Genomic DNA, 25,715 nt, shown 5'->3' with positions numbered 1-25,715 from the left:
GTCCGAGCCGGGATGATGCGTTGTCAGGATGCGGCCGAGCGCGCCTGGTCGCGTACGTCCTGGGCGTTGCCCTTGGCCGTGTCCTTGGTCGTCTGGACCGCGTCCTGGGCGGTCTCCTTGACCTGGCCGAGCGCCTCCTGGGCCGTGCCCTGAAGGTCCTCGCGCAGCTCCTGGGTGGCGTCCTTGACCTTCTCGGTCAGGTCGCCGCTGTGCTCCTTGATCGCCGCGCCGGCGTTCTTCTCGGCCTCGGTGACCGGGATCAGCGTGGCCGCCAGCATGCCCACGCCGAACGCGATGATGCCGGCCGCGAGCGGGTTGCCCTGGGTCTGCTGGACCACCGCCTGCGGCGCCTGCTTCACGGCGTCCGCCGCCTGGTGGGCCTTCTCGCTGGCCACGTCGCTCGCCTGCGAGGCCTTGTCGCTGACCGCGCTGCCGACCTGGCTCGCCTTGTCGCTCACCGTTCCTCCTACGTCCGACGCCTTGTTCGACGCGCTGTCGCTGACGCCCATGACCTTTTCCTTGACTGCCGTCCAGCGCCGCTGGGCCACCTTGGTGGGGCTCGTCTTCTCGGCGAGCAGGTCGACGTCGCGGGTCAGCGAACGCCGGGTGTTCTCGATGTCCTGCTTCAGCCGGTCGGGTTCTTCAGCCATTGGGCGTCCTCCTTGAGCGTGTCGACGGTGCGGCGGGGCATCGGGTCGACGTTCTTGAGCTTCTTCTTGCCGTTCGCGTAGAGGACGCCACCGACGATGCCCCAGACAGCGGCCACGATCAGGGCGGCCCACCCGGCGGGCATGACGGCATCCAACGCGAACACCGCGGCGAGGCTGAGGAACAGCACCGCGAGGTATCCGGCGAAACCGGCGCCGCCGAGCATCCCGGCGGCCTTGCCGGCCTTCTTCGCCTCCTGCTGCACCTCGGCCTTGGCCAGCTCGACCTCTTGCCGGAAGAGCTGGGACAGGTCGTTGCTGATGTTGCCGATCAGCTCGCCGACCGAGGTCTCGGAGACCTCCTCGGCCCGGTCGTGCTGGTACGGGGTGGTCATCGTGGACGCTCCGGGCTGTCCACGACGTACTCGTTGGTCACGGCGGGCGTGCCGGTGCCGGTCGAGGTGTACTCGGTGGCGCTGGCGTAGCCGCCGGTCGGCGCGGTCGTCACCGGCCCGGACGCCGGGTAGGTCGGCGTGGTCGGGTAGCCGGTGGCGTACTCGGCCGTGGTGTCGGTCTGCGTGCTGGACACGAAGGAGTCGCTGTCCGGCTTCGGGGCGCTGCTCGCGCTCGGCTCGGCCTTGGCCACGCTCTTGCCCAGCCGGCCGACCACGAAGCCCGCGGCCAGCGCGGTGGCCAGGAACGCGCCGGGACGCCGGCGGGCGAAGTCCTGCACCTCGCGCAGCACGCCCTCGGGACCGTTGCGGTCCAGGTAGTCGGCGAACTGGCGGCCGCCGTCGGCGATCCGGGTCACGACCTGCGCGGCCGGGGTGTCGCCCCGATCGCCACGCATCTGGTCGAGCTGGTCGGCCGTGTCCCGGATCGACCCGACGAGCTTCTGGTTCTGGGTGTGGGCCTGCTCGTTGACGCGGCCCTTGACGTCCGAGGCGAGGTTGCTCACCTGCGCCTTGGCCTCGGAAGCGACCCGGCCGGCCTGCTCCTTGGCGGTGTCCTTGACGTCGGCGGCGGCCTCGCCGGCCGCGTGGCCGGTCTGGGAGGCGACCTCCTTGGCCTTCTCTTTGGCCCCACCGCCGGAGCTCTGGCCTCCGGAAGGCGCGGAATAGGTCTCGGCGTAGGTCTCAGTCGTATACGTCTCGGCCGGGTACGTCGCCGGCACCTCGACGGGATCGACGGCGCCCGGTCCGCGAACGCCCGATGGCACGTCACTCATGTGATTCCTCCAGAGGGGATTTCGACGACCAATCAACTACCCTTCCCCGCGACCGTCCATTCTCAATTCGCGCCGCAGAATTAAGCGAATTTTGGTCCGCATGATTCGCTCCACGACGGGTACGCGACCGCTTCTGCCCTGCGTACGGCCGCCTGTTACGCTCGCGAATCGTGAGCGAGAAGAACGGTCGGCGGGTCATCGGCGGGCGCCCATTTGATTTCACCCGGCAGGTGGCCGTGATGGCGATCGTGAACCGGACGCCCGATTCGTTCCACGATCGCGGCCGCACGTTCGCCCTCGGCCAAGCGGTGGAGGCCGTGCAGACCGCGGCCGACGCCGGCGCCGACTGGATCGACGTCGGCGGAGTGCCGTTCGCGCCCGGCCCGGAGGTCAGCCCGGCCGAGGAGCTCGAGCGCGTCCTGCCGGTGGTGGAGGCGGCCCGCTCCCGGACGGTCGTCTCGGTCGACACCTACCGGCCGGCGGTGGCGGCCGAGGTGATCAAGGCCGGGGCGGCGGTCGTCAACGACACGTCGGGGCTGCGTGACCCGGAGATGGCCGACGTGGTCGCCGGCACCGGGGCCCAACTGGTCATCACCCACAGCCTGGCCGCCCCGCGCACACCGTGGCCGAGCCCGCGCTACGACGACGTCACCGGCGAGGTCGCCGCGTTCCTGCGGGCGCGGGTACGGGTCGCCCTCGACCGGGGCGTACGACCGGATCAGATCATCGTCGATCCGGGCCCCGACCTGAACAAGAACACCCGGCACACGCTCGAGCTGACCCGCCGGCTGCCCGAGATCGCCGCGATCGGTTACCCGGTGCTGGCCGCCGTCAGCAACAAGGACTTCATCGGCGAGACCATCGACGCCCCGCAGCACGAGCGCCTGGCCGGCACGCTGGCCGCTTTGGTCTTCAGCATCGAGCGCGGCGCCCGCATCGTCCGCGTCCACGATGTCCGCTCCGCGGTCGACGCCGTCCGGATGACCGAGGCCCTGCTGGGCTGGCGCGAGCCGGCCTACCTCAAGCACAACATGTAAGGCGTCAGTCGAACTTGGCCGCCGGATAGGTGCTGGCCAGGTCGGCCGACCAGGGCTGCAGGGGCACGGCCTCGCGGCCGATCACCCGCATCGAGGCCAGGCAGGTGAGCAGCATGCCCTCGGCGAAGAAGGCGCGGGACTCCTCGGCGGTGCAGCCGGTCAGGGCGCGGACGGTCTCGTAGAGGCGGCCGAAGCCGGTGCGCACGTGCTCGCCGATGGCGGGGTCGGCGCTGGCCGCGAAGCCGTGCAGCAGCATCGTCATCAGCTCCTGCTCGCTCAGCAGCTCGTAGTAGGCGTGGCCGAGGCTCTCCAGGGTGGGCTCCTGGTCGGCGGCGGCCCGGAAGGTCGCGTCGATCCGGTCGACCGTGTGCTGCATCGCGGCCAGGAAGAGCTCCTGCTTCGTACGGAACAGGCGGATCACGTACGGCTGGGAGACGCCGGCCAGACGGGCCACCTGGTCGGTGGTCGTGCCGGCGTAGCCGCCGCTGCTGAACGCGGTGACGGCGGCCGCCACGAGCTGCTCCTGGCGCTCCTCGGCGGTGAGACGGGTGCGAGACATGTTGACAGGTTATCAGTCGATAACTACTTTGGTTATCAGTCGATAACAACTTCTGGGGAGACGATGATGACCGCCGTACAGGAAGCACCCGCCGCCGCGCCCCGGCGCAACGCCCGGCCGCTGGCCGCGGTGCTCGCCGCCGTCGGCATCCCGACCTTCATGGTCGCGCTGGACAACCTCGTGGTCAGCACGGCGCTGCCGGTGATCCGCACCGACCTGGGCGCCTCGCTGACCGACCTGCAGTGGTTCGTGAACGCCTACACCCTGCCCTTCGCCGCGTTCCTGCTCACCGCGGCCGCCCTCGGCGACCGGATCGGCCGCCGCCGCATGTTCGTGGCCGGCCTGGTCGTCTTCACCCTGGCCTCGGCCGCCGCCGGCCTCGCCTCCGAGCCGTGGCAGCTCACCGCGGCCCGCGCCATCCAAGGTCTGGGCGGCGCCGCCGTGGCCCCACTGGCCCTGACCCTTCTCTCAGCCGCAGTGCCGGACAACATGCGTACCGCCGCCATCGGCATCTGGGGCGGCATCAGCGGCCTCGGCGTCGCGGTCGGCCCGGTCGTCGGCGGCGCGGTCGTCGAGGGACTCGACTGGCACTGGATCTTCTGGCTGAACGTCCCGGTCGGCGTGGTCGCCGTCTTCCTGGCCCGCACCGTCCTGAGTGAATCCCGCGGCGGCGCCCGCCGCCTCGACCCGCTCGGCCTGGTCCTCTCCGCCGCCGGCATGCTGCTCGTCATCTGGGGTGTCGTCGACGGCCCGGACCACGGCTGGACCTCCGGCCGCGTCCTCGGCATGCTCGTCGGCGGCGGCCTGCTGATCGCCGCGTTCCTGGCCTGGCAGACCCGCAACCCGGCCCCGATGATGCCGCTGTCACTGTTCCGCTCCCGCGGCTTCGGCCTGGTCAACCTCGTCACCCTGGCCTTCTCGGCCGGCGCCTTCGGCTCGGTCTTCCTGCTCGCCCAGTTCTTCCAGGTCGTCCAGGGCCTGAGCCCGCTCGACGCCGGCCTGCGAACCCTGCCCTGGACCGCTGCCCCGATGATCGTCGCCCCGCTGGCCGGCATCTTCGGCGACCGCATCGGCCAGCGCAACCTCATCCTGGCCGGCCAGGTCCTGCTGGCCGCCGGCATCCTCTGGATCGGCCTGGCCACCGGCACCGACGTGACCTACTCTTCGCTGGTCGGCGCGTTCGTCCTGGCCGGCATCGGCATGGGCCTGACCTTCGCCCCCGTCAGCACGGTCGCCATGGCCAGCGTCACCGATGAGCAGCGCGGCGTCGCCTCCGGCGTCAACAACACCATCCGCGAGCTGGGCGTGGCCGTCGGGGTGGCCGCCCTGGCCTCCATCTTCAGCTCGTACGGCAGCTACACCACCCACCAGTCCTTCGTGGACGGCATCCGACCGGCCGTCATCGTCGGCGCCGCCATCGTCGCCGCCGGCGCCGTGGTCGCCCTCTGGCTCCCCCGCCGCCGCTCCTGACCCACTGGGCACCATACGGGCCGAGCCGTTTCGACGGCTCGGCCCAGACCGTGCGGGCGGCCTGGGTCGTGGCGCCTTCCCGCCACGGGCCGCCGGCTGGGGCACCCCCAAGCGGATGGCAGGCCCGCTCGCCACGGCCCGCCGCGCACGGGATTGCGCCACGCGGCCCGGGTCACCCCCAGCGGACGGCCAGGCCCGCACCCCACGGCCCGCCGCGCACGGGGTTGCGCCGGGCGGCCCGGGTCACCCCCGGCGGACGGCCGGGCTCGCTTGCCACGGCCCGCCGCGTGCCGGGTTGCGCCCAGTGGCCCGGGCTACCCTGAGCGGACAGCCAGGCCCGCACACCACGGCCCGCCGCGCGCCGGGTAACGCCAGGCGGCCCGAGTCACCCCAAGCGGACAGCCAGGCCCGCACCCCACGGCCCGCCGCGCGCGGGGTTGCGCCGGGTGGCGCGGGTCCCAAGCGGACGGCCGGCCCGAACACCACGGCGTGCCGGGCGGCCGGGTCGCGCTGGTCCGCATCAACGTCGAGAGCTGTTTTCCTGCCCCGCCTGAAGCGTTCCTCCGACCTCTGCATATTGGCTCCGACAGTAGAATAGCGCGCCCAGAAATGGTGCCGACAAGCCCTTTTGGACAGTCCCTGGGATTGGCATGATCCAGAGTGGCCGGCGGGTGGTTTCTCCGGTCTGGCGGCGGGATAATTGGTCATGCGTTATCAGCAGCTTGGGCTTTTTACTCGTGAGCAGATGTCGGTCCTGCGTGACCGGACTCGTGCGCGTAATTGGTCGCCGGGAAATGATGAGGAGCGTCGTGAGCTCGATCGTCGCCGAGAGCGGGGGCTCGCGCAGCGCCACGGCCTCAAGCTGTATCGCCTTCGGCGCGAGGCGAGCCTGGCCCGGTATCCCGCCGAGGCTCGGCAGCCGGCGCCACGGCCAGTCGCGCCTACGTCCATGTCGCGGCCGGCGGGGCGGTCCGCGATTCGGGCGAGCAGGTCGACGGCCGCCGCACAGGATGTAAAGCCAGATCAGCCGAGTGGAGCTGAGCCGATTTTGCGACCGGCGGGGACGCCGGCGCGGGCCATTGAAGTTGTCGGCTCACCACAGCCGGGCAACGCCGACCAAGACATCTCGGCGGACGCGAGCCGTGACGCGGGCCGGGACCCGAGCCGGGACTCGAGCCGGAACGCATGCCAAGCGAACGTCGCTCGGCCGGCCCATTCGCTGCCGCACTTTCCATGGTCGGAGCCGGCTCGGCCCCGACGATCCCGCTTGCCGCGGGGTGGCGCCTTCTGCCGCGGCCGAGCTGATCGCGAATTGCGGCCGGCCTCCCAAATCCATAGTGGCGAAAGTCGTCACGAGATCCGAAATACAGCAACAGACAGCCGCGGCGGCGCCTTTTCTTTCGCTTCCCGAATACGGCACCCATTTCAGGACGCCGCGGAGGCGCAAAGGTCGAGGGGAAACAGCTGCCGGCTCGCGATCGTTGGGGCGGGTCACCGGTGGCGGGCCGCTGAAGACGGGTGGCTCGGGTCGCGGTGCGCAGGCGCGCGTGGAGAGTCAGGACTTGCTGTCCCGGCACACGCGCTTAGTGGTCCGATGTCGACCGGCCGACCGCAGCCGGGCCGTCTAGGCGGCGCGGATCAGTTTGCGTCTTGGGCTTCGACGCCGAGGCGGGCCTCCTTAGAAGCGCGGACGGACGGGGACGGGGACGGACGACGGCGGGGCGCGTGAGGGCCGCGCTTACGCCATGGCGTGGAATCGCGTGATCGGCCGGATGGGGTGGGTGCATCGGGGAAAGGCTTGAGATTCCGTCGGGTGGGTGACAGCGATCGGAAAAGCTTGGCCAAGATCGATTGGGGTGGATGATCTAGCACCCCCGGCCTACCTGGGCAGCTGCGCGGAGGCGGAGCCGAACGGCCTGGACAAAAGGGGGAATGCGGGCGCGGCGTCCGGGGTGCGTCTCATTGACGCGTCTCTTAGCGTCGGAGGGGTGGGAGACGAACCCAACATCGGACGAGCGCCGGTCCAGCGGCCGCCGCGTGGGCAAGCGCGCGTCGGCAAGGCGGTGGGCAAGGCCCGCACGCCGGAGAACGCGCCGACCCACTTCATCCCGATCGGGTCGCAGGAGCCGGCGCCGGTCTTCGTCGACCCGACGGGTGGGCGGCGGCGGTGGATCAGGCGTACGGCGTACGGCATCGGTGTGCTCTTGATCTTGACCTTGGTCGTGGTGTGGCTGAGCCAGCTCGGTGGGTCGGCGCGGCCGCCGGAGCGGACCCCTGAGCCGAGCAAAGCGGTGGGGATGGCCACGCGGTGACCGTCTACCGGGCCACGCAGCCGCCGCAGGATCCGGCCGAGTCGACCGGGCGGCTGCCTCCGCTGCAGCGCAAGCGGCGGATCCGCCGGCGCCGGGTCATGTCGGGCGTGCTGGCCCTGGTGACGCTGCTCCTGCTGGCCACGGTCATCCTGGTCGAGGTCTACACCGACGCCGGCTTCAGCCCGGACGGGACCACCTCGGAGAACGCCTCGTCGGACGACGTGCCGGACACGATCAGCAACGGCGGGCCGATCATCGAGGTCAACGACGAGGGTGACGTACGGACCCTCGGCATGCCCGCCAAGACGATCGCGCTGACCTTCGACGACGGACCCGATCCGATCTGGACTCCGAAGATCCTGGACGTGCTGAGCCGCCATCACGCGCAGGCCACCTTCTTCGTGGTCGGGTCGCAGGTGGCGCGGCACCCGGGCATCGCCGACCGGATCACCCGCGAGGGCCACGAGATCGCCGGGCACAGCTTCACCCACCCCGACCTGGCCAAGCTGCCCGACTGGCGGCGCGAGATGGAGAACTCGCAGACCCAGCTGGCCATCGCCTACGCCACCGGCCGGTCGAGCTCGCTGATGCGCCCGCCCTACTCCTCGTTCGCCGACGCGATCACCGACAAGGACTGGGAGACCGTGCAGTCCGTCGGCGCGCAGGGCTATCTGACCGTGCTCGACACGATGGACAGTGAGGACTGGAAACGCCCGGGCGTCGACGCGATCGTCCGCAACTCGACGCCGCGCGGCAACGGCGGGCAGATCCTGCTCATGCACGACGCCGGCGGTGACCGCGCGCAGACGGTGGCCGCCCTCGACCAGCTCATCCCCCAGCTGCAGAAACGCGGCTACCGGTTCAACACGGTCAGCCAGGCGATGGGCCAGGAGGTCAACCCGGCGGCCGGCAGCGACGAGATCTGGCGCGGGCGTACTTTGGTGTGGACGATCCACGTGGCCGACTTCGTGCTCGACATCCTGTGGGTGCTGCTGATCGTTGCGGGCGGCCTGATCGTGATCCGCACGCTCATCCTGTTCGTGTTCGCCTGGCAGCACTCGCGGCGCCGGCGCAGCCCGCACTGGTCGTGGGGCCTGCCGGTGACCACGCCGGTGACGATCATCGTGCCGGCCTACAACGAGGAGCTGACCATCGCGCCGGCCGTGCGGTCGCTCGCCGCCTCGGCCCATCCGCAGGTCGAGGTCCTGGTGGTCGACGACGGGTCGACGGACGGGACGGCCGACGCCGTGCGCGAGCTGAACCTCCCCAACGTCCGGATCGTCAAGATCCCGAACTCGGGCAAGGCGAACGCGCTGAACGCGGGTGTGGCGCTGTCCCGCAACGAGCTGGTGGTGATGGTCGACGCCGACACGGTGGTCGAGCCGGAGGCGATCCACCGGCTGGTGCAGCCTTTCGCCGACCCGATGATGGGCGCGGTCGCGGGCAACGTGAAGGTGGCCAACCGCCGCAGCCTGATCGGCAAGTGGCAGCACATCGAGTACGTGATCGGCTTCAACCTGGACCGCCGCCTCTACGACACCTTCGGCTGCATCCCGACCATCCCGGGTGCGCTCGGCGCGTTCCGCCGCAAGGCGCTGACCGAGGCCGGCGGGCTGAGCACGGACACCCTGGCCGAGGACACCGACCTGACCATGGCCATCCACCGCGCCGGCTGGCGCGTGGTCTATCAGGAGAACGCGCGGGCCTACACCGAGGCCCCGGCCACCCTGCACCAGCTCTGGAAGCAGCGCTACCGCTGGAGCTACGGCACCATGCAGGCGATGTGGAAACACCGCCACGCGGTCGTCGAGTCGGGGGCGTCCGGCCGGTTCGGGCGGCGCGGGCTGCCGTTCATCACGCTCTTCAGCGTGCTGCTGCCCCTGCTGGCCCCGCTGATCGACTTGATGGCGGTCTACGGCCTGCTCTTCCTGGACCGGCAGATCACCGTCATCGGCTGGCTGGCCATGCTGGTCGTGCAGGTGCTGACGGCCATCCTGGCCTTCCGGCTCGATCGCGAGCCGCTGCGCCCGCTCTGGACCCTGCCACTCCAGCAGATCGTGTATCGCCAGCTGATGTACCTCGTTCTCCTGGTGTCAGCGCTCGCCGCGGTGACCGGCCGGCGGCTGCGCTGGCAGACGATCCACCGGACGGGCGACCTCAGCTCGGCCCCGAGCCCGGCCCGCGGCGTATAGCCTGATCGCCGTTCGGGTAGAGGAGGGCTATGCCGTCTCCAGGAGAGATGTACGGGGGTCGCTACCGTCTCGACGAGAGGATCGCGGCCGGGGGCATGGGCGAGGTCTGGCGGGGCACCGACACGGTGCTCGGCCGCGACGTCGCCGTCAAGACGCTGCACGCCGACCGGGCCAGTGATCCCAACTTCCAGACGCGCTTCCGCAACGAGGCGCGGGCCATGGCCGCCCTGCACCACCCGGGCGTGGCCGACGTGTACGACTTCGGCGCGACCGAGGCCGGCACCGACGCGTTCATCGTCATGGCCCGGGTCGACGGCGAGGCGCTCAACCAGCGGATCGCCGCGCGCGGGCGGCTCAGCGTGGACGAGACGCTGTCGGTGGTGTCGCAGGCCGGGCGCGCGCTGGAGGCGGCCCACCAGGCCGGCATCGTGCACCGCGACGTCAAGCCCGGCAACCTGATCATCAAGCCGGACGGCACGGTGGTGCTGGTCGACTTCGGGGTCGCCCGGCAGGCCGACACGGCCACGATGACCGCGGCCGGCGAGGTGGTCGGCACGGCCATGTACATCGCGCCCGAGCAGGTGTCGAAGGAGCCGATCACCCCGGCCGTGGACGTCTACGCGCTGGGTGCGGTCGCCTACCACTGCCTGGCCGGCAACCCGCCGTTCCTCGGCGACAACCCGGTCGCGATCGCCATGCAGCACCTCAACGATCCGCCGCCGCCGCTGCCGGACGACGTCCCGCCGGCGGTCCAGGCGCTGGTCATGCGGGCCCTGGCCAAGCGGCCGGCCGACCGTTTCCCGTCGGCGGCCGCGATGGCCGACGCGGCCGATCAGATCCTGGCCGGCGTCGACACGACCACGGTGCTGGCCGCCATCGCTCCACCGCCGCCGACCACGACCGTGCTGCCCGGCGGCGCCGGCCGCAAGACCAGCCGTACGCCGTGGGTGCTGGCCGCCGCGGCGGTGCTGGTCCTGGCCGCGGCCGGCGTGGCGCTGGCCCTGACCTGGCCGGACGACAAGAACACCCCACCCGGCACCCAGCCGTCGGCCACCTCGCCGGCCTCGGCCGGCACGGGCGACGCCCCGCCCAAGACGACCACCCGGGCCCCGCAGCGGACGTCGAACCCGACCAGCTCCCGTTCGCAGCAGCCGGCGCCGGGAACGACCACCACGCGCACCACGCCGTCGGAGTCGCCCTCGACCACGCCGAGCACCACCCCGTCGACCACGGTGACACCACCACCGGATCCGGGCACCAGCGACACTCCCCCGCCGCCGGACGGCGACGACGGGGGCGGCGGCGAGGAGCCGCCGGGCGACGGCCAGCAGCCCGAGGAGAACGCGTCCACCCCGCCGTGAGGCGTCAGCCGATGTGGATCCAGACGTCGTCGAGCGACCCGTGGAACTGGTCGTTGTTCCGGCCGACGCCCTTGCCGCCCAGGCTGAACGGCTGACCGGACACGATGGACAAGCTCTCCGGGACGGCCGAGGTGGCCTGCACCCGGTCGTCGACGACGACGGCCAGGGTGGGGCCGGTGCGGCGGCACTCGAGGATGTGCCAGTCGTCGTCCAGGATCGACTCGCGGCTGCGAGCCACGTAGGAGGCGCCGCCGTCCCGGCCGGTGAGCACGCAGCTGGGCTTGCCGGTGGCCCCGTCCATCTGCAGCTTGTACTGCCCGCCGGCCCCGGCGACGCCCTTCTGCAGGATGTTCTGGCTGGTCCTGGACGTGCCCGCGCGCACCGTGGCCCCGTACCGCAAGGGTTTGTCGCCGGGGTTGAGGTCGGCGGTGTCGGCGGCCTGGAGCACCAGCTTGGGACAGGCCTCGCCGGCGCAGCCGGGCGGGAAGGAGAGGGCCTGGCCGGCGGCGTGTGGGGTCATCGCCACCTTGCCGCCGTCGCGCATGACCGCGCGCAGCAGGTGGCCGTGGCCGGAGCCGTCGTCGAAGGTGCCGTCGGCGATCGTCGTGTCGAAGTTGTACGACGCGACCGGGCCGGTCGTGGGCCCGGCCTTCTCACGCGGGGTCATGCCGGTGAAGGCCACGTAGCGTTTGCGGGTGACCGCGTTGACCATGGTGAAGTCGCCGACCGCGCTGATCGAGCCGAGGGCCGGGCTGGTGGCGATCTGCCGGGTGCCGGCCACCCCGTTGGCCTGCGGCGCCCACTCGAGCAGGTTGCCCTGGGCGTCCACGGCGGCCAGCTTGCCGCGCGGCACCGAGCCGTCGGTGCAGACGCCCCGGGCGCCGTTGTTGCCGGTCGTGCACGCCTTGTCGAAGTGCCCGCCGACGTAGGTGATGCCGTCGAGCACGGCGACGGCCTGGGCGTCGCCGTCGAAGACCCGGGTCCAGCGCGTCGCCCCGGTCCTGGTGTAGGCGACGGCCCGCCCGCCCTGCCCGCCCAGCGCGGCGTAGACCCCGGAGGCGTCGGCCGCGAGGGCGAAGACCTGCGAGACCGGCTTCGGTACGAACGACGGGTCGGTCACGCCCGTCGCCGGGTCGACCGCGGAGAGCCGGATCGTCGAGCTCACCTTGTTCGTGCGGTGGAAACGCCCGCCCAGGTAGACCCGGTCGGCGGTGACGGCCAGGGCGTTGACCGTGTCGTCGGTGGCCGGCGCCCACGGGTCCAGCGCCCCGCCAGCCAGCGCGAAGGCGGCCACGTTGGCCCGCGGCACCCCGTCCACGGCGGAGAGCCGGCCGGCCAGGTAGAGCCGGCCGTTGCCGGTGGCCAGGGCGTTCGGCTGGCCGGTGACCGAGTGCCGCATCGAGGTGAGCTGGCCGCTGGTGGCGCCGATCCCGGCCACCGCGTCGCGGGGCTCGCCGTTCACCGTGTCGAAGTCGCCGGCCGCGTAGATCACGTCACCGGCGACGGCCAGGGCCCGGACGTTCGCGTCGGCGCTGGGCGACCAGTCGAGCAGCGTGCCGGTGCGGGCGTTGAAGGCGGCCAGCCGGTTCCGCGCGACGTTGCGGCCGTTGACGATCGCGGTGGTGAAGTTCCCTCCCACGTAGACGTTGTCGCCGCGGTAGACGACCGCGTAGACCGGGCCGTTGAAGGAGGGGGCGGCGGACGGCTCGGAGGTGACCACCCCGGCGAGGGCGGCGCCGGCCGCGACGACGACCCCGGCCACCGCGAGGAGGGCACTTTTTCGGAGGTTGCGCACATTGGTCGTTAACTACGCTTTTCGCGCGAGGATGCGGCGGCGGCCGGGTGGCGCGCGTGACGGCGGACACTATGCTTCCTGCGTACGGGAATCGACGAGGGAGAATGCTGTGCCGCGACGCCACCTCGCCCTGCTGCCGCTGCTGGCGACGGCGGCCCTGGCCGCCGGCTGCGAGGTCGACCTCGCGCCCGGGGCCGTGCCCGCCCCGATCAGCATCAACCCGACGCCCTCGGAGTCGGCCGGCGTGCCCAAGTACGTGTGCTCGGCGGTCTACAAGACCCTGACCGAGGGCGCGCTGAAGGTGGCCCAGTACGCGGCGAGCTCCTCCGACGAGGCCAAGGCGAACATCAAGCAGACCTTCACCGACATGGCGGCCGAGGTCGACGCCGAGGTCACCCGCACGACCGACGCGTCATTGAAGACGGCGCTGCAGGACATCTCGAGCGACCTGAAGGGTGGGGCCCAGCAGAGCGACCCCACCGCGTACCTCAAGGGCGACTTCCAGACCGTCGGCCAGAAACTCGACGGGAACTGCGACGCCTGAAGAAGGCCTCAGACGAAGATGCTGAGGATCATCACGCAGGCGAAGCCCACCACCGAGATGATCGTCTCCATCACCGACCAGGTCTTGATGGTCTGGCCCACGGTCATCCCGAAATACTCCTTGACCAGCCAGAACCCGGCGTCGTTGACGTGCGAGAAGAAGAGCGAGCCGCTGCCGATGGCCAGCGCCAGCAGCGCCACCTCGGGCCTCTCCAGGGTGGTGGCCAGCGGAGCCACGATGCCGGCGGCGGTGATCGTCGCGACCGTGGCCGAGCCGGTGGCGACCCGGATGCCGACCGCGACCAGGAAGCCCAGCACCAGCGCGTTGATGTTCGCGTCCTGAGCGGCGTCGGCCACCACGTTGCCCACGCCGGCGTCGACCAGCACCTGCTTGAAGCCACCACCGGCGGCCACGATGAGCAGGATGCCGGCCACCGGCGGCAGGGCGCCGCCGACCACGGCCGAGGTCTGCTGCCGGTTGAAACCGGCCCGCTTGCCCAGCGTGTACATCGCGATCAGCACGCCGGCCAGCAGGGCGACGATCGGCTCGCCGATGGTCTCCAGCGCGTTACGCAGGCCGGAGCCCTCATCCATGGTCAGCTCGGCGATCGCCCGGGCCAGCATGAGGACGATCGGCACCAGCACGGTGAGCACGGCCGGCCAGAAGCCGGGGTTGCGGGTGGGCCGCGGCTTGCCGTCGTCCTCGACCACGTCGCCGAGGTCGTCGTTGGCCGAGACGCTCTGGCCCCCGCCGGTCGCGGCCAGGGCGGGCACCGGCAGCGGGACCCGCTTGGCGATCCAGTTGCCGAAGACCGGGCCGGCCACGATCACCGTCGGGATCGCGCAGATGATGCCGAACAGCAGCGTGAGGCCCAGGTCGGCGTTCAGGTTGGAGATCGCGACCAGCGGGCCCGGGTGCGGCGGCACCAGGCCGTGCAGCACGGAGAGGCCGGCCAGGGCGGGGATGCCGAGCCGGAGCAGGCCGATGTCCGTACGCCGGGCCACCAGCAGCACGATCGGCACCAGCAGCACGACGCCGACCTCGAAGAACAGCGGCAGGCCGATCAGCGCGGCGACCCCGGCCATGGCCCACGGCAGGGCCGAGCCGGAGACGCTGTTGACGATCCGGTTCACGATGCCGTCGGCCCCGCCGGAGTCGGCCAGCAGGGCGCCGATCATGGCCCCGAGCGCGATCAGCACACCGACGCTGCCGGTGGTGCTGCCCAGCCCGGCCGTGAACGACTTGATGGTGGACTCGGCCGAGGCGCCGGCGACGATGCCGAGCACGCCCGAGCCGATGATCAGCGCGAGGAACGGATGCCATTTGGCCCAGGCGATCAACAGGACCACGGCGATGATCCCGAGCACGGCGGCCAGGACCAGCTGCGTGGTCCCGGCGTCCGTGATGGCCTCGGCGGCGAGGGACGTCATGCCCGCGCGGTTACCCAAGGTGAGTCGTTTTCAATCTTGACTGGGTAAGGTCGAGCCTGGTGAGCCGCTCTCCCGTCACGAGTGATCTGCGCGCCGCCGTCCGGGTCCGCCCGGCCGACGCGGCGTGGGCTTTCGCGCTGCGCGCGGGCCTCGCGGTGGCGGTCCCGCTGGTCGTCCTGGTCGCCTCCGGGCGTACGGAGTGGGCCGGCGCCGCCACCTTCGGGGCCTTCACGGCGCTGTACGGCCGGGACGAGCCCTACCGCCGCCGCGCGATCACCCTCACGGCGAGCGGTGCCGGCCTGGTCCTGTGCGTGACGGTCGGAACGCTGGCCGCCCTCGCGCCGCACCCGGAGATCGTCGGCGTCGTGGTGATCGCCCTGGTCGGCGGGGTGGCCACCCTGCTCTGCAACCGCTACCGGGTGGGCCCGCCGGCCGGCCTGATGTTCACCTTCGCCGCCGCCGTGGCCGCCGCCCTGCCCGCCACCGCCTCGTCGGTGCCCCGCAACGCCGCCCTGACCGCCGCCGCGGCCGTCGTGGCCTGGCTCATCGTCATGTCCGGGGCCCTGGTCAGCCCGGCCGGCCCGCGCCGCCTGGCCATCGCCCGGGCCCTGCGCGCCGCGGCCGCCCTGCACACCGCCCCCGACGGCCCCGCCGGCCTCCAGTCCCGCCAGCAGGCCGCCCTGGCCGTCGACCGCGCCTGGCGCGCCGTCGCCACGCCGGGCGGCGAGCTGCACGATGAGGAGGTTCTTGTCGCGCACGCCGAGACCGAGCTCAGCGGCATGCACGGGCACACGGCCGAGGCCGCCGCCCACCTCCGGGCCCTGGCCGCCCAGGTCGCCCCGCGCGGCCCTCTCCCCCATCTGGCCGCCACCCCGGCCGAGAACGCCCGCATCGCCGAACGCCGCCTGGCCGCCCTGCTGCTACGCGACCTCCCGGCCCCGGGCCCGGGCGCTCCGCGCCGCCCGCTGTGGCCGGCCGCGGCCCGGGTCGCTTTCGGCGCGCTGATCGCCGGCGCCGCCGCGGGCGTCCTGGTCCACGTCACCGGTCTCAGTCACCCTTATTGGGCGGCCGTCTCCGCGGTGGCCGTCCTGCAGACGGCCTCGCTGCGCCTGTCCTCTCAGAAGGCCATCCAGCGGGCCGGTGGCACGATCCTCGGCCTGATCATCGCGGGCGCGGTCGTCTCCGTGCCCGGCGGCCCGTGGGTCATGGTCGCCGGCATCGTCCTGGCCCAGGTCATCGCCGAGCTGCTGGTCATCCGCAATTACGGCCTGGCCATGCTGGCCATCACTCCCCTGGCCCTGCTGGTCGGCGAGCTGGGCCACCAGACCCCGCCGCTGGATCTGATCGGCGACCGTCTGGTCCAGACCGTCCTCGGCAGCCTCCTGGGCCTGGCGGCCGCCCTGCTCGTCCGCAACCGCGCCGCCAACCGCCACCTCGACGAGGCCATCACCGCCGTCGAGACCGGCACCGGCACCCTCCGCCGCGGCCCCGCCGACCCCATGCTCGAGGCCCGCCGCCTGGCCCTGCTGGTCGCCACCCTCCGCGAGGCCTACGACGTGGCCGCCGGCGAGCCCGGCCTCCAGCCCGAGGTCACCGCCCGCGTCCTCGAGGCCGAGCAGTCCGCCCGCGCTTCCTTGGCCGCCCTCTCCCACCGCAACCCACCGAACCCGCAGCCGTCCGCCGCATAGCCTCAACCACGCTCGGAGATGGCCTGCCACTGATCCGGCTCGACGGGGAACGGGTTGCCGCCGGCCGGCATGCGCAGGATCAGCGCGTCGTGGAAGCGGGGATCGCGCTGGAGCTCCTCGCGCGCAACGGGGAACCAGCGCTCGAACCGCACCCCGACCGCCGTCCCACCAGCGCTTTCGTGGGGTCCGGAAACGACCTTGCCGATCGCGGCCACCCCGCCCGCCCGGCCGCTGTGCCACAGGGCCACGTCGTCGCCGGCCGCGATCCGGTCGCGGTAGCGGCGGATCACCCAGTCGCCGTCGCCGCAGTGCCCTCGCGCCGGGTTGTGCTGCAGCAGCCAGTGCGCCATCAGGTGGCGATCTCCCGGAAGAACACCCCGACGTTGCGGAACACCTCGGCGATGCCGTCCCCGAGTCCCTGTGCGATGTCCGCCGCCGGCCCGGGGTTGGTGCCGATATAGAAGATGATCAGGATGAGCACGATCCAGCCGAGGGCCTTCTTCACGAGATCGGTTCCCTTCCTGACGTGGCCTTACATGATCGTGGCACGTCCCCGCACGCTTTTCCCGCATCATCACCCGCGCGGCGCTCATCCCAACGACTTGACAGTCACTACTAAGTGAGAGCTACTGTCAAAACATGGTTACTTCCACTTCGCGCTGGTACGCGCTGGCCGCGCTGGCCCTGAGCACCCTGGCCGTCGGCCTGGACACCACCGTGCTCAGCGTCGCGCTGCCCACCCTGTCGCGGGATCTGTCCGCCTCCACCGGTGACCTCCAGTGGTTCACCTCCGCCTATCTGCTGGTCCTGGCGGCGGTCCTGCTGCCCGCGGGCCTGCTCGGCGACCGGCTCGGCCGCAAGCGCATGCTCATCGGCGCGCTCGTGCTGTTCGGCGCGGCCTCGATCGCCTGCGCCTACGCCCAGGGCTCAGGTCAGCTGATCGCCGCCCGGGCCGCGCTCGGTCTGGGCGCGGCCGTGATCATGCCGATGTCGGGCGCGGTGCTGACCACGCTCTTCGACGCCGAGTCGCGGCCCCGGGCCATGTCGATCTGGGTCACCGCGAGCGCCCTCGGCATCCCGCTCGGCCCGCTGCTGGGCGGCTGGCTGCTCGACAACTTCTGGTGGGGCTCGGTCTTCCTGATCAACGTGCCGGTCGTGGTGATCGGCGTGGTCGCGCTGCTGTTCTGGATGCCCGAGTCGCGGGGCACGGGTGGCCGCCTCGACCCGCTCGGCATCGTCCTGTCCGCCACCGGCCTGGTCGCCCTGACGTACGGCATCATCGAGGCCGGCGACCGCGGCTGGTCCGACGCCCGGTCCCTCGTCACCATCGCGGGCGGCCTGGTGCTGCTCGGCGCCTTCGTGTGGTGGCAGCGCCAGGCGAAGAGCCCGCTCATCGAGCTCGCGCTGTTCCGCAACCGGGCCTTCACCGGCGGCACCGTGCTGGCCACGGTCGCCAGTTTCGGCATGCTGGGTCTGCTCTTCACGCTGCCGCAGTTCTTCGCGGCGGTGGGCGGCCACGACGCGTTCGGCTCGGGCCTGCGGCTGCTGCCGGTGATCGGCGGCCTCCTGGTCGGCGCCCGGGTGGCGGGGAAGTTCGCCAACACCAAGATGATCATCGGGAGCGGTCTCGCCTTGATCGCGGTGGCGTCGTTCCTGGGCACCCGCACGGAGGTGGACACCGGCTACGGGTACGTGGCCGTGTGGATCACGCTGGCCGGGGTCGGGCTCGGCCTCACCTTGCCGCCCTCGATGAACGCGGCGCTGGGCGCCCTCGACCCGTCGCGGGCCGGCGTCGGCAACGCCGTGATCCAGGCGATGCGCCAGGTCGGCGGCGCGATCGGTGTGGCCGTGCTGGGCACGGTGGTCAACGCGGGTTACCGGGACGCCCTGCCCGCCGCGGCGCCCGAGGCGGCCCGGGAGAGCGTCTCGTCGGGTGTTCAGGTGGCGGGCAACTTGCTGGGTGACGTACAGCGCGCCTTCGTCCACGGCATGAACGACTCGCTGCTGGTCACGGGGGCGATCGCGGCCGTCGGCGTCGTGCTGGCGCTGCTCGTCCTCCCGGCCCGCACCCCGCGGCCACCGGCCGAGGTCAGCGAGACGGCTTTGGCAGAATCGACTTTATGACCTCACAGCCGCTCGGCCTGCGCGAGCGTAAGAAGCTCCGGACCCGGGCGGCGATCAGGACGGCCGCGATGCGGCTCTTCGAGGAGCAGGGGTACGCAACCACGACCGTCGAGCAGATCGCCGAGGCGGCCGAGGTCTCGCCGAGCACGTTCTTCCGCTACTTCCCGACCAAGGAAGACACGGTCCTGACCGACGACTACGACCCGCTGATCGTCGCGGCGATCCGGGCCCAGCCGCCGGAGGTGCCCGTGGTCCGGGCGATCCTGCTCGGCATGCGCGACGTGTTCGCCAACCTCTCCGAACCGGAGTGGGCGGCCGAGCGCCGCCGCCAGCGCCTGATCGAGACGGTGCCCGAGCTGCGCAGCCGTCAGCAGCAGCAGACCGTGGCCGCGGTGGGCATGCTGGCCGAGCTCATCGCCGAGCGCGAGGGCCGGCCGGCCGCCGACGAGGACGCCCGCGTGGTCGCGGGCGCCCTGGTCGGCATCATCCTGGCCGCCGCCCCGCCCGGGGCCGGCTTCCAGGCGCACGACTTCGAGCGGATCGAGGGCGCCTTGAGCGCCCTCAAGCGCAGCCTCGACGGCTTCTAGACGGTCCGGGCCAGGCGGTCGGCCAGCAGCTTGGCGAAGCGGGCCGGGTCCTCCAGGTCGCCGCCCTCGGCCAGCAGCGCGGTGCCGTACAGCAGCTCGGCCGTCTCCGGCAGGGCCTCGTCCGCAGCGTCCCGCTCGTGGGCCGTGCGCAGACCGCTGACCAGCGGGTGGTTCGGGTTCAGCTCGAGGATCCGCTTGACCCGCGGCCCCTCCTGGCCCATCGCCCGGTACATCTTCTCCAGCGTCGGTGTGATGTCGTCGGCGTCGCTGACCAGGCAGGCCGCGCTGGTGGTGAGCCGGTGCGACAGCCGTACGTCCTTGACCTGCTCCTCCAGACGCTCCTTGAGGAACCCGAGCAGCGGGCCGAAGTCACCCTCCGGCTCCTCCTTCTTGGCGGAGTCCGAAGGCAGGTCGACCGAGCCGCGCGCGATGGACTGCAGCTTCTTGCCGTCGTAGTCGGGCACGGCCTCGACCCAGATCTCGTCGACCGGGTCGGTGAGGATCAGCACCTCGTACCCCTGGTCGCGGAAGGCCTCCATGTGCGGCGAGTTCTCGACCTGCGAGCGCGACTCGCCGGTCAGGAAGTAGATCTCCTCCTGACCCTCCTTCATCCGCTCGATGTAGGCGGCCAGCGTGGTCGGCTCGCTGCCGGCGGTGGAGGCGAAGGTGGCCACGTCCAGGATCGCCTTCTGATTGTCCTGGTCGTTGAGCAGGCCCTCCTTGACCGCCCGGCCGAACTCGCGCCAGAACGTCGCGTACTTCTCCGGGTTGTTGTTGAGCAGGTCCTTGATGGTCGACAGCACCTTCTTGACCAGCCGGCGGCGGATCATCTGGATGTGCCGGTCCTGCTGGAGGATCTCCCGGGAGATGTTCAGCGACAGGTCGGCCGCGTCGACCACACCCTTGACGAAGCGCAGGTAGTCGGGGATCAGCTCACGGCTGTCGTCCATGATGAAGACGCGCTTGACGTAGAGCTGCAGCCCGCGGGCCGAGTCGCGCTGGAACAGGTCGAACGGGGCCCGGGACGGGATGAACAGCAGAGCCTCGTACTCGAAGGTGCCCTCGGCCCGCATGTTGATGATCTCGAGCGGCTCGGACCAGTCGTGGCTGATGTGCCGGTAGAACTCGTTGTACTCCTCGTCGGACACCTCCGAGCGCGGCCGCGCCCAGAGCGCCTTCATGGAGTTGAGCGTCTCGTCGCCCATCTTGATCGGGAACGAGATGAAGTCCGAGTACTTCTTGACGATCTCCTTGATCTTCCACTCGTCGGTGTAGTCGTAGAGAGCGTCCTCCTCGTCCTTCGGCCGCAGGTGGACGGTGACCGTGGTGCCGACCGGCGCGTCAGGCGCGTCGTCGATGGTGAAGGTGCCCTCGCCGGCCGACTCCCAACGGGTGCCGTGGCCCTCGGTGCCCGCCTTGCGCGTCACCAGGGTGACCTTGTCGGCCACCATGAAGGTCGAGTAGAAGCCGACGCCGAACTGGCCGATCAGCTCGGGGCTCTCCTTGGCCTCCTTGAGCTTGCGCAGCAGCTCGGCCGTGCCCGACTTGGCGATCGTGCCGATCAGGTCGACGACTTCCTCGCGGGTCATGCCGATGCCGTTGTCGCGCACGGTCAGCGTGCGGGCCTCTTTGTCGGCCTCGATCTCGATGTGCAGGTCGGAGGCGTCCGCCTCGAGACCGTCCTGCAGCGTGGCCAGGCGCAGCTTGTCCAGCGCGTCCGAGGCGTTCGAGATCAGCTCCCGCAGGAAGATGTCCTTGTTCGAATAGATCGAGTGGACCATCAACTGGAGCAGCTGCCGGGCCTCGGCCTGGAACTCCAACGTCTCCATCGCTCTCTTACTCTCCCTGTGAAGTTGGTGGAAGCTCGATCGTATGACGAACGCCCCGCCCGGCATCGGCCGGACGGGGCGTTGTCGTCAGTGCGAGGCTCAGCGCTTGTCGATCGCGACGAACTCACGCTCGGGCGAGCCCGTGTAGAGCTGCCGGGGCCGGCCGATCTTGTTGGCCGGGTCGTTCATCATCTCGGTCCACTGGGCGATCCAGCCGGGCAGGCGGCCCAGCGCGAAGAGCACGGTGAACATCTTGGTCGGGAAGCCCATGGCCTTGTAGATCAGGCCGGTGTAGAAGTCCACGTTCGGGTAGAGCTTGCGCGAGACGAAGTAGTCGTCGCTGAGCGCGATCTCCTCGAGCTGGAACGCGAGCTCCAGCAGCGGGTCGGGCTTGTCGAGCGTGGAGAGCATCTCCTGGGCGGCCTTCTTGACGATGGCGGCCCGCGGGTCGTAATTCTTGTAGACCCGGTGGCCGAAGCCCATGAGCTTGACGCCCTTTTCCTTGTTCTTCACCCGGGTGACGAACGAGTTGACGTCGCCGCCCTCCTTGCGGATCTGCTCGAGCATCTCGAGCACGGCCGCGTTGGCGCCGCCGTGCAGCGGGCCGGAGAGGGCGTTGATGCCGGCGGAGACCGACGCGAACAGGTTGGCCTGGGCCGAGCCGACCAGGCGCACGGTCGACGTGGAGCAGTTCTGCTCGTGGTCGGCGTGCAGGATGAACAGCATGTCGAGGATCTTGGCGATCTTCGGGTCCACGTCGTACTGCACGGTGGGCAGCCCGAAGGTCATCCGCAGGAAGTTCTCGACGTAGTCGAGGGTGTTGTCCGGGTACGGCAGCGGGTGGCCGATGGACCTCTTGTACGCGTATGCGGCGATCGTCGGAAGCTTCGCCATCAGGCGGATGCCCGAGATCTCGACCTGCTCGGCGTCGAGCGGGTCGAGCGCGTCCTGGTAGAACGTCGACAGCGCGGTCACCGCGGAGGAGAGCACGGCCATCGGGTGCGCGTCGCGCGGGAAGCCGGAGAAGAAGGCCCGCATCTCCTCCTGCAGGAGGGTGTGCACCCGGATCTTGTCGCCGAACTCCTTGAGCTGCTGCGGCGTCGGCAGCGCGTCGTGCATCAGGAGGTACGAGACCTCCAGGAAGGTGGACTTCTCCGCCAGCTGCTCGATCGGGTAGCCGCGGTAGCGGAGGATCCCGGCGTCACCGTCGATGTAGGTGATCGCCGAGGTGGTGGAGGCAGTGTTGACGAAACCCTGGTCGAGGGTCACATAGCCGGTCTCCTTGAGGAGGGCGCTGACGTCGATGCCACCCGGGCCCTCGACCGCCTCACGTACCGACATCGACAGTTGCCCGCCGGGATGGTCGAGCTTGACATCCGTCATGTATTTCCCTCGCTTCACCGGCAGATGTCCTACGAATTTTGTCGTTTACCGTAAACCCTCAACCTGAATGGGTCATCAGGCGGCTCCCTGCTGAGGGATTGATCACGAAGAGTGGCGTTCCTGCATAGATAATGGTTGGTATCAGAACCCGGAGGTGCAACCTGATGCGTCGTCCGAGTCCGTCGCCCGTCGTCGTTGGAGTCACCGGCACGTCGGCCGGCCTGGCCGCCGTACGCCTGGCCGCGCGCGAGGCCCTCTCGCGCGGCCGCGAACTACGAATCGTGCACGCGTTCACCTGGCCCAGTCCGCAGCTCCCCGCGAGCCCGGGCCTTGATTACGACCGAGCCCGCCAAGCCGCCTCCCGCGTCATCAACGAGGCGATCTCCACCGCCAAGCGTTCCACACCCGGGGTGCGCGTGACGGGACAACTGGTCGACGGGTTGCCCGATCGGGTGCTGCTGCGCCTGGGCCACACCGCCGAGCTGCTGGTCGTCGGGGACGACGACCTCGCCACGACCCCCTGGCTGCCCGAGATGTCGGTGCTGGTCCAGGCGGTCTCCCGGGCCTGGTGCCCGGTCATGGTGGCCCGCGGGCCACGACCTCCGGCCGGGCCCGTGCTGGTCGCGGTCGACGGGTCCGCCCACTCTCTCGTCGCGCTCCGGCATGCGGCGACCGAGGGCGTACGCCACCAGGTAGCTGTCCATGTAGCCCACGTGTGCACCGATCCGCGCGAGGGCGAATTGCTGGTCACCAAGGCCGTGAACGCCGTGCCCGAACTCGACGACCACGAGGTGCACCTGCTCACCGGGGCGCCGGGCCCCACTCTGGTCCGCCAGTCCGGTCACGCCCGGATGCTGGTGCTCGGGCATCGCGGCTCGGACGGGGCCGGCCTGATCGGCTCCGTGGCCCGCGAGGTGCTGCACCACGCCGCCTGCCCGACCGTCTTCCCGCACGGCCGCCCGATCCCGGCCCCGCGCCGGGCGTCCGGAGCGGGCCGCAAGGGCAGCGCTCTGGCCCGCTAACCGCTCAGCCCGGCCGCTCCGGGGTCGAAATGGTCAGTGATGACCGAGAAATGGCGGCTCTTCGGAGTGGCCGGGCTGGCGGCGACGGCCGCGTACACGGCGAACCTGAGCACCGTGGTCAATGCCGTGTGCCTGCTGGCGATCGGCGCCGGCACCGTCTGGGCCTGTTTCACCGGTCCGCGCCGCTTCGGCGCCGAGCCGCGGGTGGCCTGGCGGCTGATGGCCTTCGCGGCCTCCAGCTTCCTGGTCGGCGTGCTCGTCCGGCCGCTGGTCGACGACCTGGACCAGCCGCTGCCGCTGCTGGCCGACGCGGCCACCATCCCCGGCTACATCATGCTGGCCGCCTTCCTGGTCATCCTGTTGCGATGGCGGGTCAGCATCGACCGGCACGCGGTCCTCGACGGCCTGATCTTCTGCCTGGCCGGCGGCCTGGCCGCGGCGCTGCTGCTGGCCGCGCCCGCCGCGGAGATCCAGGAGCGGCCCGAGCTGCAGAACCTGCTGGCCGCCTTCTATCCGCTCTTCGACGTCATCCTGCTGCTGCTCGTGGTCAATCTGACCTTCACCGCCCGGCAGTGGCCGCCGAGCCTGTTCACCCTGCTGGGCGCGATGACCATGCTGTTCATCGGCGACACGGCGTACGCGATCATCGGCACCACCGGCCGGACGTACGCGTCGCCGCTGCTGGACGCGCCCTTCCTGATGGCCTACGCGCTGCTCGGGGTGACCGCCCTGCACCCGTCGATGGCGCAGCTGAGCCGGCCGGCCCGGCCCCCGGTGCAGGCGTGGTCGGTCCGCCGGGTGGCCGTGCTCGCGCCCGCCTCCATCACCCCGTTCGTGCTGCTCGTGGTCATCTCCGAGCCCACCTCGGCCGAACGGCTCACCATCGCCGCGGCCGGGGTGCTGGCCACCGCGCTGCTGCTGGTGCGGGCCGTCTTCGCCGTCCGGGCCCAGGTCGTGGCCCAGCTGCACACCGAGCACCAGGCGCTGCACGACCCGCTGACCGGCCTGCCCAACCGGCTCATGCTCACCGAGGAGATCGAACGGCTGCTGGGCCGGGCCACCCCGGGCGACCTGCAGCGGGTCTGGGTGTTCGTGCTCGACCTGGACGGCTTCAAGTTCGTCAACGAGAGCTGGGGCCACGACACCGGCGACCAGCTGGTCATCGAGCTCAGCCGCCGGCTGCGCACGGCCGCTCCGGCCGCGGTGCCGGTGGCCGCGCTCGGCGGCGACGAGTTCGCGCTGGCCTACCTCGGCGAGCGGGAGGGCGCGCTGCTGCTCTCCGACGAGATCAGCCGGTGCTTCACCCGGCCCTTCTCCATCCGCGGCATCGACGTCACCATCACCGCCTCGGTCGGCGTCGCCTCGGCCCCCACCGGCACCGAGTTCAGCAAGTTCGCCCAGGTCACCGAGGCCCTGCTGCGGGACGCGGACACGGCCATGTACCGGGCCAAGTCCGAGGGCCCGGGGCACGTCACGATCTTCGACGCGTCCATGCACGAGGAGGTCCGGGAGCGCATCGAGCTCGAGGTGGCGCTGCGCCGCGCCATCGACGAGGGGCAGCTCCACGTCGCGTACCAGCCGATCGTGAAGGTCCGGACCGGCGTGCCGGTCGGCGCCGAGGCGCTGGCGCGCTGGACCCACCCGGAGCGCGGGGCGATCTCGCCGGCCGTCTTCATCCCGATCGCCGAGGACGCCGGGCTGATCGGGGCGATCGGCGACCTCGTGCGCCGGGAGTCGCTGCGCCAGCTCGGCCAGTGGCGGCGGGACGGCACCGTCGGCGACGACTTCTACCTTTCCATCAACGTGTCGGCCCGCCAGCTCACCGACCCCGAGCTGCCGCTGATCGTGTCGGCCGAGCTGCTGCAGCACGGCGTGCCGGAGCGCTGCGTGGCCCTCGAGATGACCGAGTCGGTGCTGGTCGACCCGAACAGCACGTCCGGCCGGGTGCTCTTCGAGCTGCGCGAGCTCGGCGTCCAGCTGCTGATCGACGACTTCGGCACGGGCTTCTCGTCGCTGTCCTACCTGCGCCGCTTCCCGGTGACCGGGGTGAAGCTGGACCGCTCCTTCATCACCGGGCTCGGCCAGGGCACCGAGGACGACGAGATCGTGCGGGCCGTGACCGCGATGAGCTACGCGCTCGGCCTGACCGTGATCGCGGAGGGGATCGAGACCCGGTTGCAGCGCGACGTGCTCGACGCCATCGGGGTGACCCGCGGGCAGGGCTGGCTCTGGGGCCCGGCCGTGCCGGCGGCCGAGTTCGCCGCGCACTGGCACGTGGCCGGGGCCGTCTCTTTGCACACTTCTCTTGATTCCTGAACGCGTACTGGCGGTTCGGGTCCGGCTGAGGCATTATTCGCTGATCGAGTGGTGGTAACGGGGATCACACTCGGGTCAGGTTTCGCTACAGACTTGATAACAAAGGAGCGACATGTCGGGCCTCGTGGTCGTGCTTCTCGTGCTCATGGCCGGTCTCGCCGCCGCCCTGATCCTCGCCACGGCCCGCCCCA

General features: G+C 71.1%; 21 protein-coding genes. 11 read left to right on the top strand and 10 right to left on the bottom strand.

The features are described from left to right. Positions 1-23: 23 nt before the first annotated feature. Genes AB0J66_RS35430 through AB0J66_RS35420 form a run of 3 tightly spaced genes read right to left on the bottom strand, consistent with a single transcriptional unit; the run spans position 24 to position 1,875 of the window. On the bottom strand, positions 24-650 hold the full coding sequence (locus tag AB0J66_RS35430) for a DUF3618 domain-containing protein (protein ID WP_364670348.1): 627 nt from the start codon (positions 648-650) through the stop codon (positions 24-26). Then, positions 626-1,042 (bottom strand): phage holin family protein, encoded by a 417-nt coding sequence (locus AB0J66_RS35425; protein ID WP_364670345.1) that lies wholly within the window; start codon positions 1,040-1,042, stop codon positions 626-628. The genes AB0J66_RS35430 and AB0J66_RS35425 overlap by 25 nt, the downstream gene beginning before the upstream one ends. Next, positions 1,039-1,875, bottom strand: coding sequence for a hypothetical protein (locus AB0J66_RS35420; protein WP_364670342.1), 837 nt, complete (start codon positions 1,873-1,875; stop codon positions 1,039-1,041). Before AB0J66_RS35420 ends, AB0J66_RS35425 begins: the two co-directional genes overlap by 4 nt. Positions 1,876-2,045: 170 nt before the next feature. Between AB0J66_RS35420 and folP the strand changes: the two genes are divergently transcribed. Continuing rightward, positions 2,046-2,912 carry a dihydropteroate synthase gene (gene folP, locus AB0J66_RS35415; RefSeq protein ID WP_364670339.1) on the top strand — a complete coding sequence of 289 codons (867 nt, stop codon included), beginning with the start codon at positions 2,046-2,048 and terminating at the stop codon, positions 2,910-2,912. 4 nt (positions 2,913-2,916) lie between these two features. On the opposite strand, the gene AB0J66_RS35410 is transcribed toward folP, so the two are convergent. Then, entirely contained in the window at positions 2,917-3,471 is a 555-nt protein-coding gene (locus tag AB0J66_RS35410) for a TetR/AcrR family transcriptional regulator (protein ID WP_364670336.1), read from the bottom strand. Positions 3,472-3,537: 66 nt separating this feature from the next. On the opposite strand from AB0J66_RS35410, the gene AB0J66_RS35405 reads away from it, so the two are divergent. From AB0J66_RS35405 to AB0J66_RS35390, 4 genes are all read left to right on the top strand, one after another. Next, entirely contained in the window at positions 3,538-4,941 is a 1,404-nt protein-coding gene (locus tag AB0J66_RS35405; RefSeq protein ID WP_364670333.1) for an MFS transporter, read from the top strand. Between the two features lie 1,988 nt (positions 4,942-6,929). Beyond that, a complete protein-coding gene (locus tag AB0J66_RS35400; protein ID WP_364670330.1) occupies positions 6,930-7,253 on the top strand; it encodes a hypothetical protein in 324 nt (107 codons plus the stop codon). Then, a complete protein-coding gene (locus AB0J66_RS35395; RefSeq protein WP_364670327.1) occupies positions 7,250-9,445 on the top strand; it encodes a bifunctional polysaccharide deacetylase/glycosyltransferase family 2 protein in 2,196 nt (731 codons plus the stop codon). The genes AB0J66_RS35400 and AB0J66_RS35395 overlap by 4 nt, the downstream gene beginning before the upstream one ends. A gap of 29 nt (positions 9,446-9,474) precedes the next feature. Next, positions 9,475-10,806, top strand: coding sequence for a serine/threonine-protein kinase (locus AB0J66_RS35390; protein WP_364670324.1), 1,332 nt, complete (start codon positions 9,475-9,477; stop codon positions 10,804-10,806). Positions 10,807-10,810: 4 nt separating this feature from the next. On the opposite strand, the gene AB0J66_RS35385 is transcribed toward AB0J66_RS35390, so the two are convergent. Then, positions 10,811-12,568, bottom strand: a complete 1,758-nt coding sequence (locus AB0J66_RS35385; RefSeq protein WP_364670321.1) for a LamG-like jellyroll fold domain-containing protein — start codon at positions 12,566-12,568, stop codon at positions 10,811-10,813. Positions 12,569-12,710: 142 nt separating this feature from the next. Here AB0J66_RS35385 and AB0J66_RS35380 point away from each other — a divergent pair, with 142 nt between their 5' ends. Next, positions 12,711-13,145, top strand: coding sequence for a hypothetical protein (locus AB0J66_RS35380; RefSeq protein WP_364670318.1), 435 nt, complete (start codon positions 12,711-12,713; stop codon positions 13,143-13,145). Between the two features lie 8 nt (positions 13,146-13,153). On the opposite strand, the gene AB0J66_RS35375 is transcribed toward AB0J66_RS35380, so the two are convergent. Continuing rightward, a complete protein-coding gene (locus AB0J66_RS35375) occupies positions 13,154-14,575 on the bottom strand; it encodes a gluconate:H+ symporter (protein WP_364670315.1) in 1,422 nt (473 codons plus the stop codon). Positions 14,576-14,634: 59 nt separating this feature from the next. Here AB0J66_RS35375 and AB0J66_RS35370 point away from each other — a divergent pair, with 59 nt between their 5' ends. Next, positions 14,635-16,263, top strand: a complete 1,629-nt coding sequence (locus tag AB0J66_RS35370; RefSeq protein WP_364670312.1) for an FUSC family protein — start codon at positions 14,635-14,637, stop codon at positions 16,261-16,263. Positions 16,264-16,265: 2 nt separating this feature from the next. Here AB0J66_RS35370 and AB0J66_RS35365 read toward each other — a convergent pair whose 3' ends face one another. Together AB0J66_RS35365 and AB0J66_RS35360 are read right to left on the bottom strand one after the other, a co-directional pair. After that, positions 16,266-16,613, bottom strand: coding sequence for an EVE domain-containing protein (locus AB0J66_RS35365; RefSeq protein ID WP_364670309.1), 348 nt, complete (start codon positions 16,611-16,613; stop codon positions 16,266-16,268). Beyond that, positions 16,613-16,768 carry a hypothetical protein gene (locus AB0J66_RS35360; protein WP_364670306.1) on the bottom strand — a complete coding sequence of 52 codons (156 nt, stop codon included), beginning with the start codon at positions 16,766-16,768 and terminating at the stop codon, positions 16,613-16,615. The genes AB0J66_RS35365 and AB0J66_RS35360 overlap by 1 nt, the downstream gene beginning before the upstream one ends. 134 nt (positions 16,769-16,902) lie before the next feature. Here AB0J66_RS35360 and AB0J66_RS35355 point away from each other — a divergent pair, with 134 nt between their 5' ends. Further along, entirely contained in the window at positions 16,903-18,387 is a 1,485-nt protein-coding gene (locus tag AB0J66_RS35355; RefSeq protein ID WP_364670303.1) for an MFS transporter, read from the top strand. After that, entirely contained in the window at positions 18,384-18,974 is a 591-nt protein-coding gene (locus AB0J66_RS35350; RefSeq protein WP_364670300.1) for a TetR family transcriptional regulator, read from the top strand. The genes AB0J66_RS35355 and AB0J66_RS35350 overlap by 4 nt, the downstream gene beginning before the upstream one ends. On the opposite strand, the gene htpG is transcribed toward AB0J66_RS35350, so the two are convergent. After that, positions 18,971-20,803: a molecular chaperone HtpG gene (gene htpG, locus AB0J66_RS35345; protein WP_364670297.1), complete on the bottom strand. Its 1,833-nt coding sequence runs from the start codon at positions 20,801-20,803 to the stop codon at positions 18,971-18,973. The two genes, AB0J66_RS35350 and htpG, sit on opposite strands and share 4 nt — an antisense overlap. Before the next feature lie 99 nt (positions 20,804-20,902). Next, positions 20,903-22,186 (bottom strand): citrate synthase, encoded by a 1,284-nt coding sequence (locus AB0J66_RS35340; RefSeq protein ID WP_364670294.1) that lies wholly within the window; start codon positions 22,184-22,186, stop codon positions 20,903-20,905. A gap of 164 nt (positions 22,187-22,350) precedes the next feature. Here AB0J66_RS35340 and AB0J66_RS35335 point away from each other — a divergent pair, with 164 nt between their 5' ends. Both AB0J66_RS35335 and AB0J66_RS35330 read left to right on the top strand, forming a co-directional pair. Then, positions 22,351-23,208: a universal stress protein gene (locus AB0J66_RS35335; RefSeq protein ID WP_364670291.1), complete on the top strand. Its 858-nt coding sequence runs from the start codon at positions 22,351-22,353 to the stop codon at positions 23,206-23,208. Between the two features lie 39 nt (positions 23,209-23,247). Next, positions 23,248-25,524: an EAL domain-containing protein gene (locus AB0J66_RS35330; RefSeq protein ID WP_364670288.1), complete on the top strand. Its 2,277-nt coding sequence runs from the start codon at positions 23,248-23,250 to the stop codon at positions 25,522-25,524. The last annotated feature ends 191 nt before the right edge of the window (positions 25,525-25,715 follow it).

This window comes from Actinoplanes sp. NPDC049598 (assembly GCF_040675435.1).
GTDB lineage: Bacteria > Actinomycetota > Actinomycetes > Mycobacteriales > Micromonosporaceae > Actinoplanes.
This window is presented reverse-complemented; position numbering and strand designations above follow the sequence as displayed.

Coding starts and splice junctions, on each gene's coding strand:
- AB0J66_RS35410 (WP_364670336.1), bottom strand. CDS start 3,471: ATGTCTCGCACCCGTCTCACCGCCGAGGAGCGCCAGGAGCAGCTCGTG.
- AB0J66_RS35405 (WP_364670333.1), top strand. CDS start 3,538: ATGACCGCCGTACAGGAAGCACCCGCCGCCGCGCCCCGGCGCAACGCC.
- htpG (WP_364670297.1), bottom strand. CDS start 20,803: ATGGAGACGTTGGAGTTCCAGGCCGAGGCCCGGCAGCTGCTCCAGTTG.
- AB0J66_RS35425 (WP_364670345.1), bottom strand. CDS start 1,042: ATGACCACCCCGTACCAGCACGACCGGGCCGAGGAGGTCTCCGAGACC.
- AB0J66_RS35330 (WP_364670288.1), top strand. CDS start 23,248: ATGACCGAGAAATGGCGGCTCTTCGGAGTGGCCGGGCTGGCGGCGACG.
- AB0J66_RS35340 (WP_364670294.1), bottom strand. CDS start 22,186: ATGACGGATGTCAAGCTCGACCATCCCGGCGGGCAACTGTCGATGTCG.
- AB0J66_RS35420 (WP_364670342.1), bottom strand. CDS start 1,875: ATGAGTGACGTGCCATCGGGCGTTCGCGGACCGGGCGCCGTCGATCCC.
- AB0J66_RS35430 (WP_364670348.1), bottom strand. CDS start 650: ATGGCTGAAGAACCCGACCGGCTGAAGCAGGACATCGAGAACACCCGG.
- AB0J66_RS35390 (WP_364670324.1), top strand. CDS start 9,475: ATGCCGTCTCCAGGAGAGATGTACGGGGGTCGCTACCGTCTCGACGAG.
- AB0J66_RS35335 (WP_364670291.1), top strand. CDS start 22,351: ATGCGTCGTCCGAGTCCGTCGCCCGTCGTCGTTGGAGTCACCGGCACG.
- AB0J66_RS35355 (WP_364670303.1), top strand. CDS start 16,903: ATGGTTACTTCCACTTCGCGCTGGTACGCGCTGGCCGCGCTGGCCCTG.
- AB0J66_RS35365 (WP_364670309.1), bottom strand. CDS start 16,613: ATGGCGCACTGGCTGCTGCAGCACAACCCGGCGCGAGGGCACTGCGGC.
- AB0J66_RS35350 (WP_364670300.1), top strand. CDS start 18,384: ATGACCTCACAGCCGCTCGGCCTGCGCGAGCGTAAGAAGCTCCGGACC.
- AB0J66_RS35375 (WP_364670315.1), bottom strand. CDS start 14,575: ATGACGTCCCTCGCCGCCGAGGCCATCACGGACGCCGGGACCACGCAG.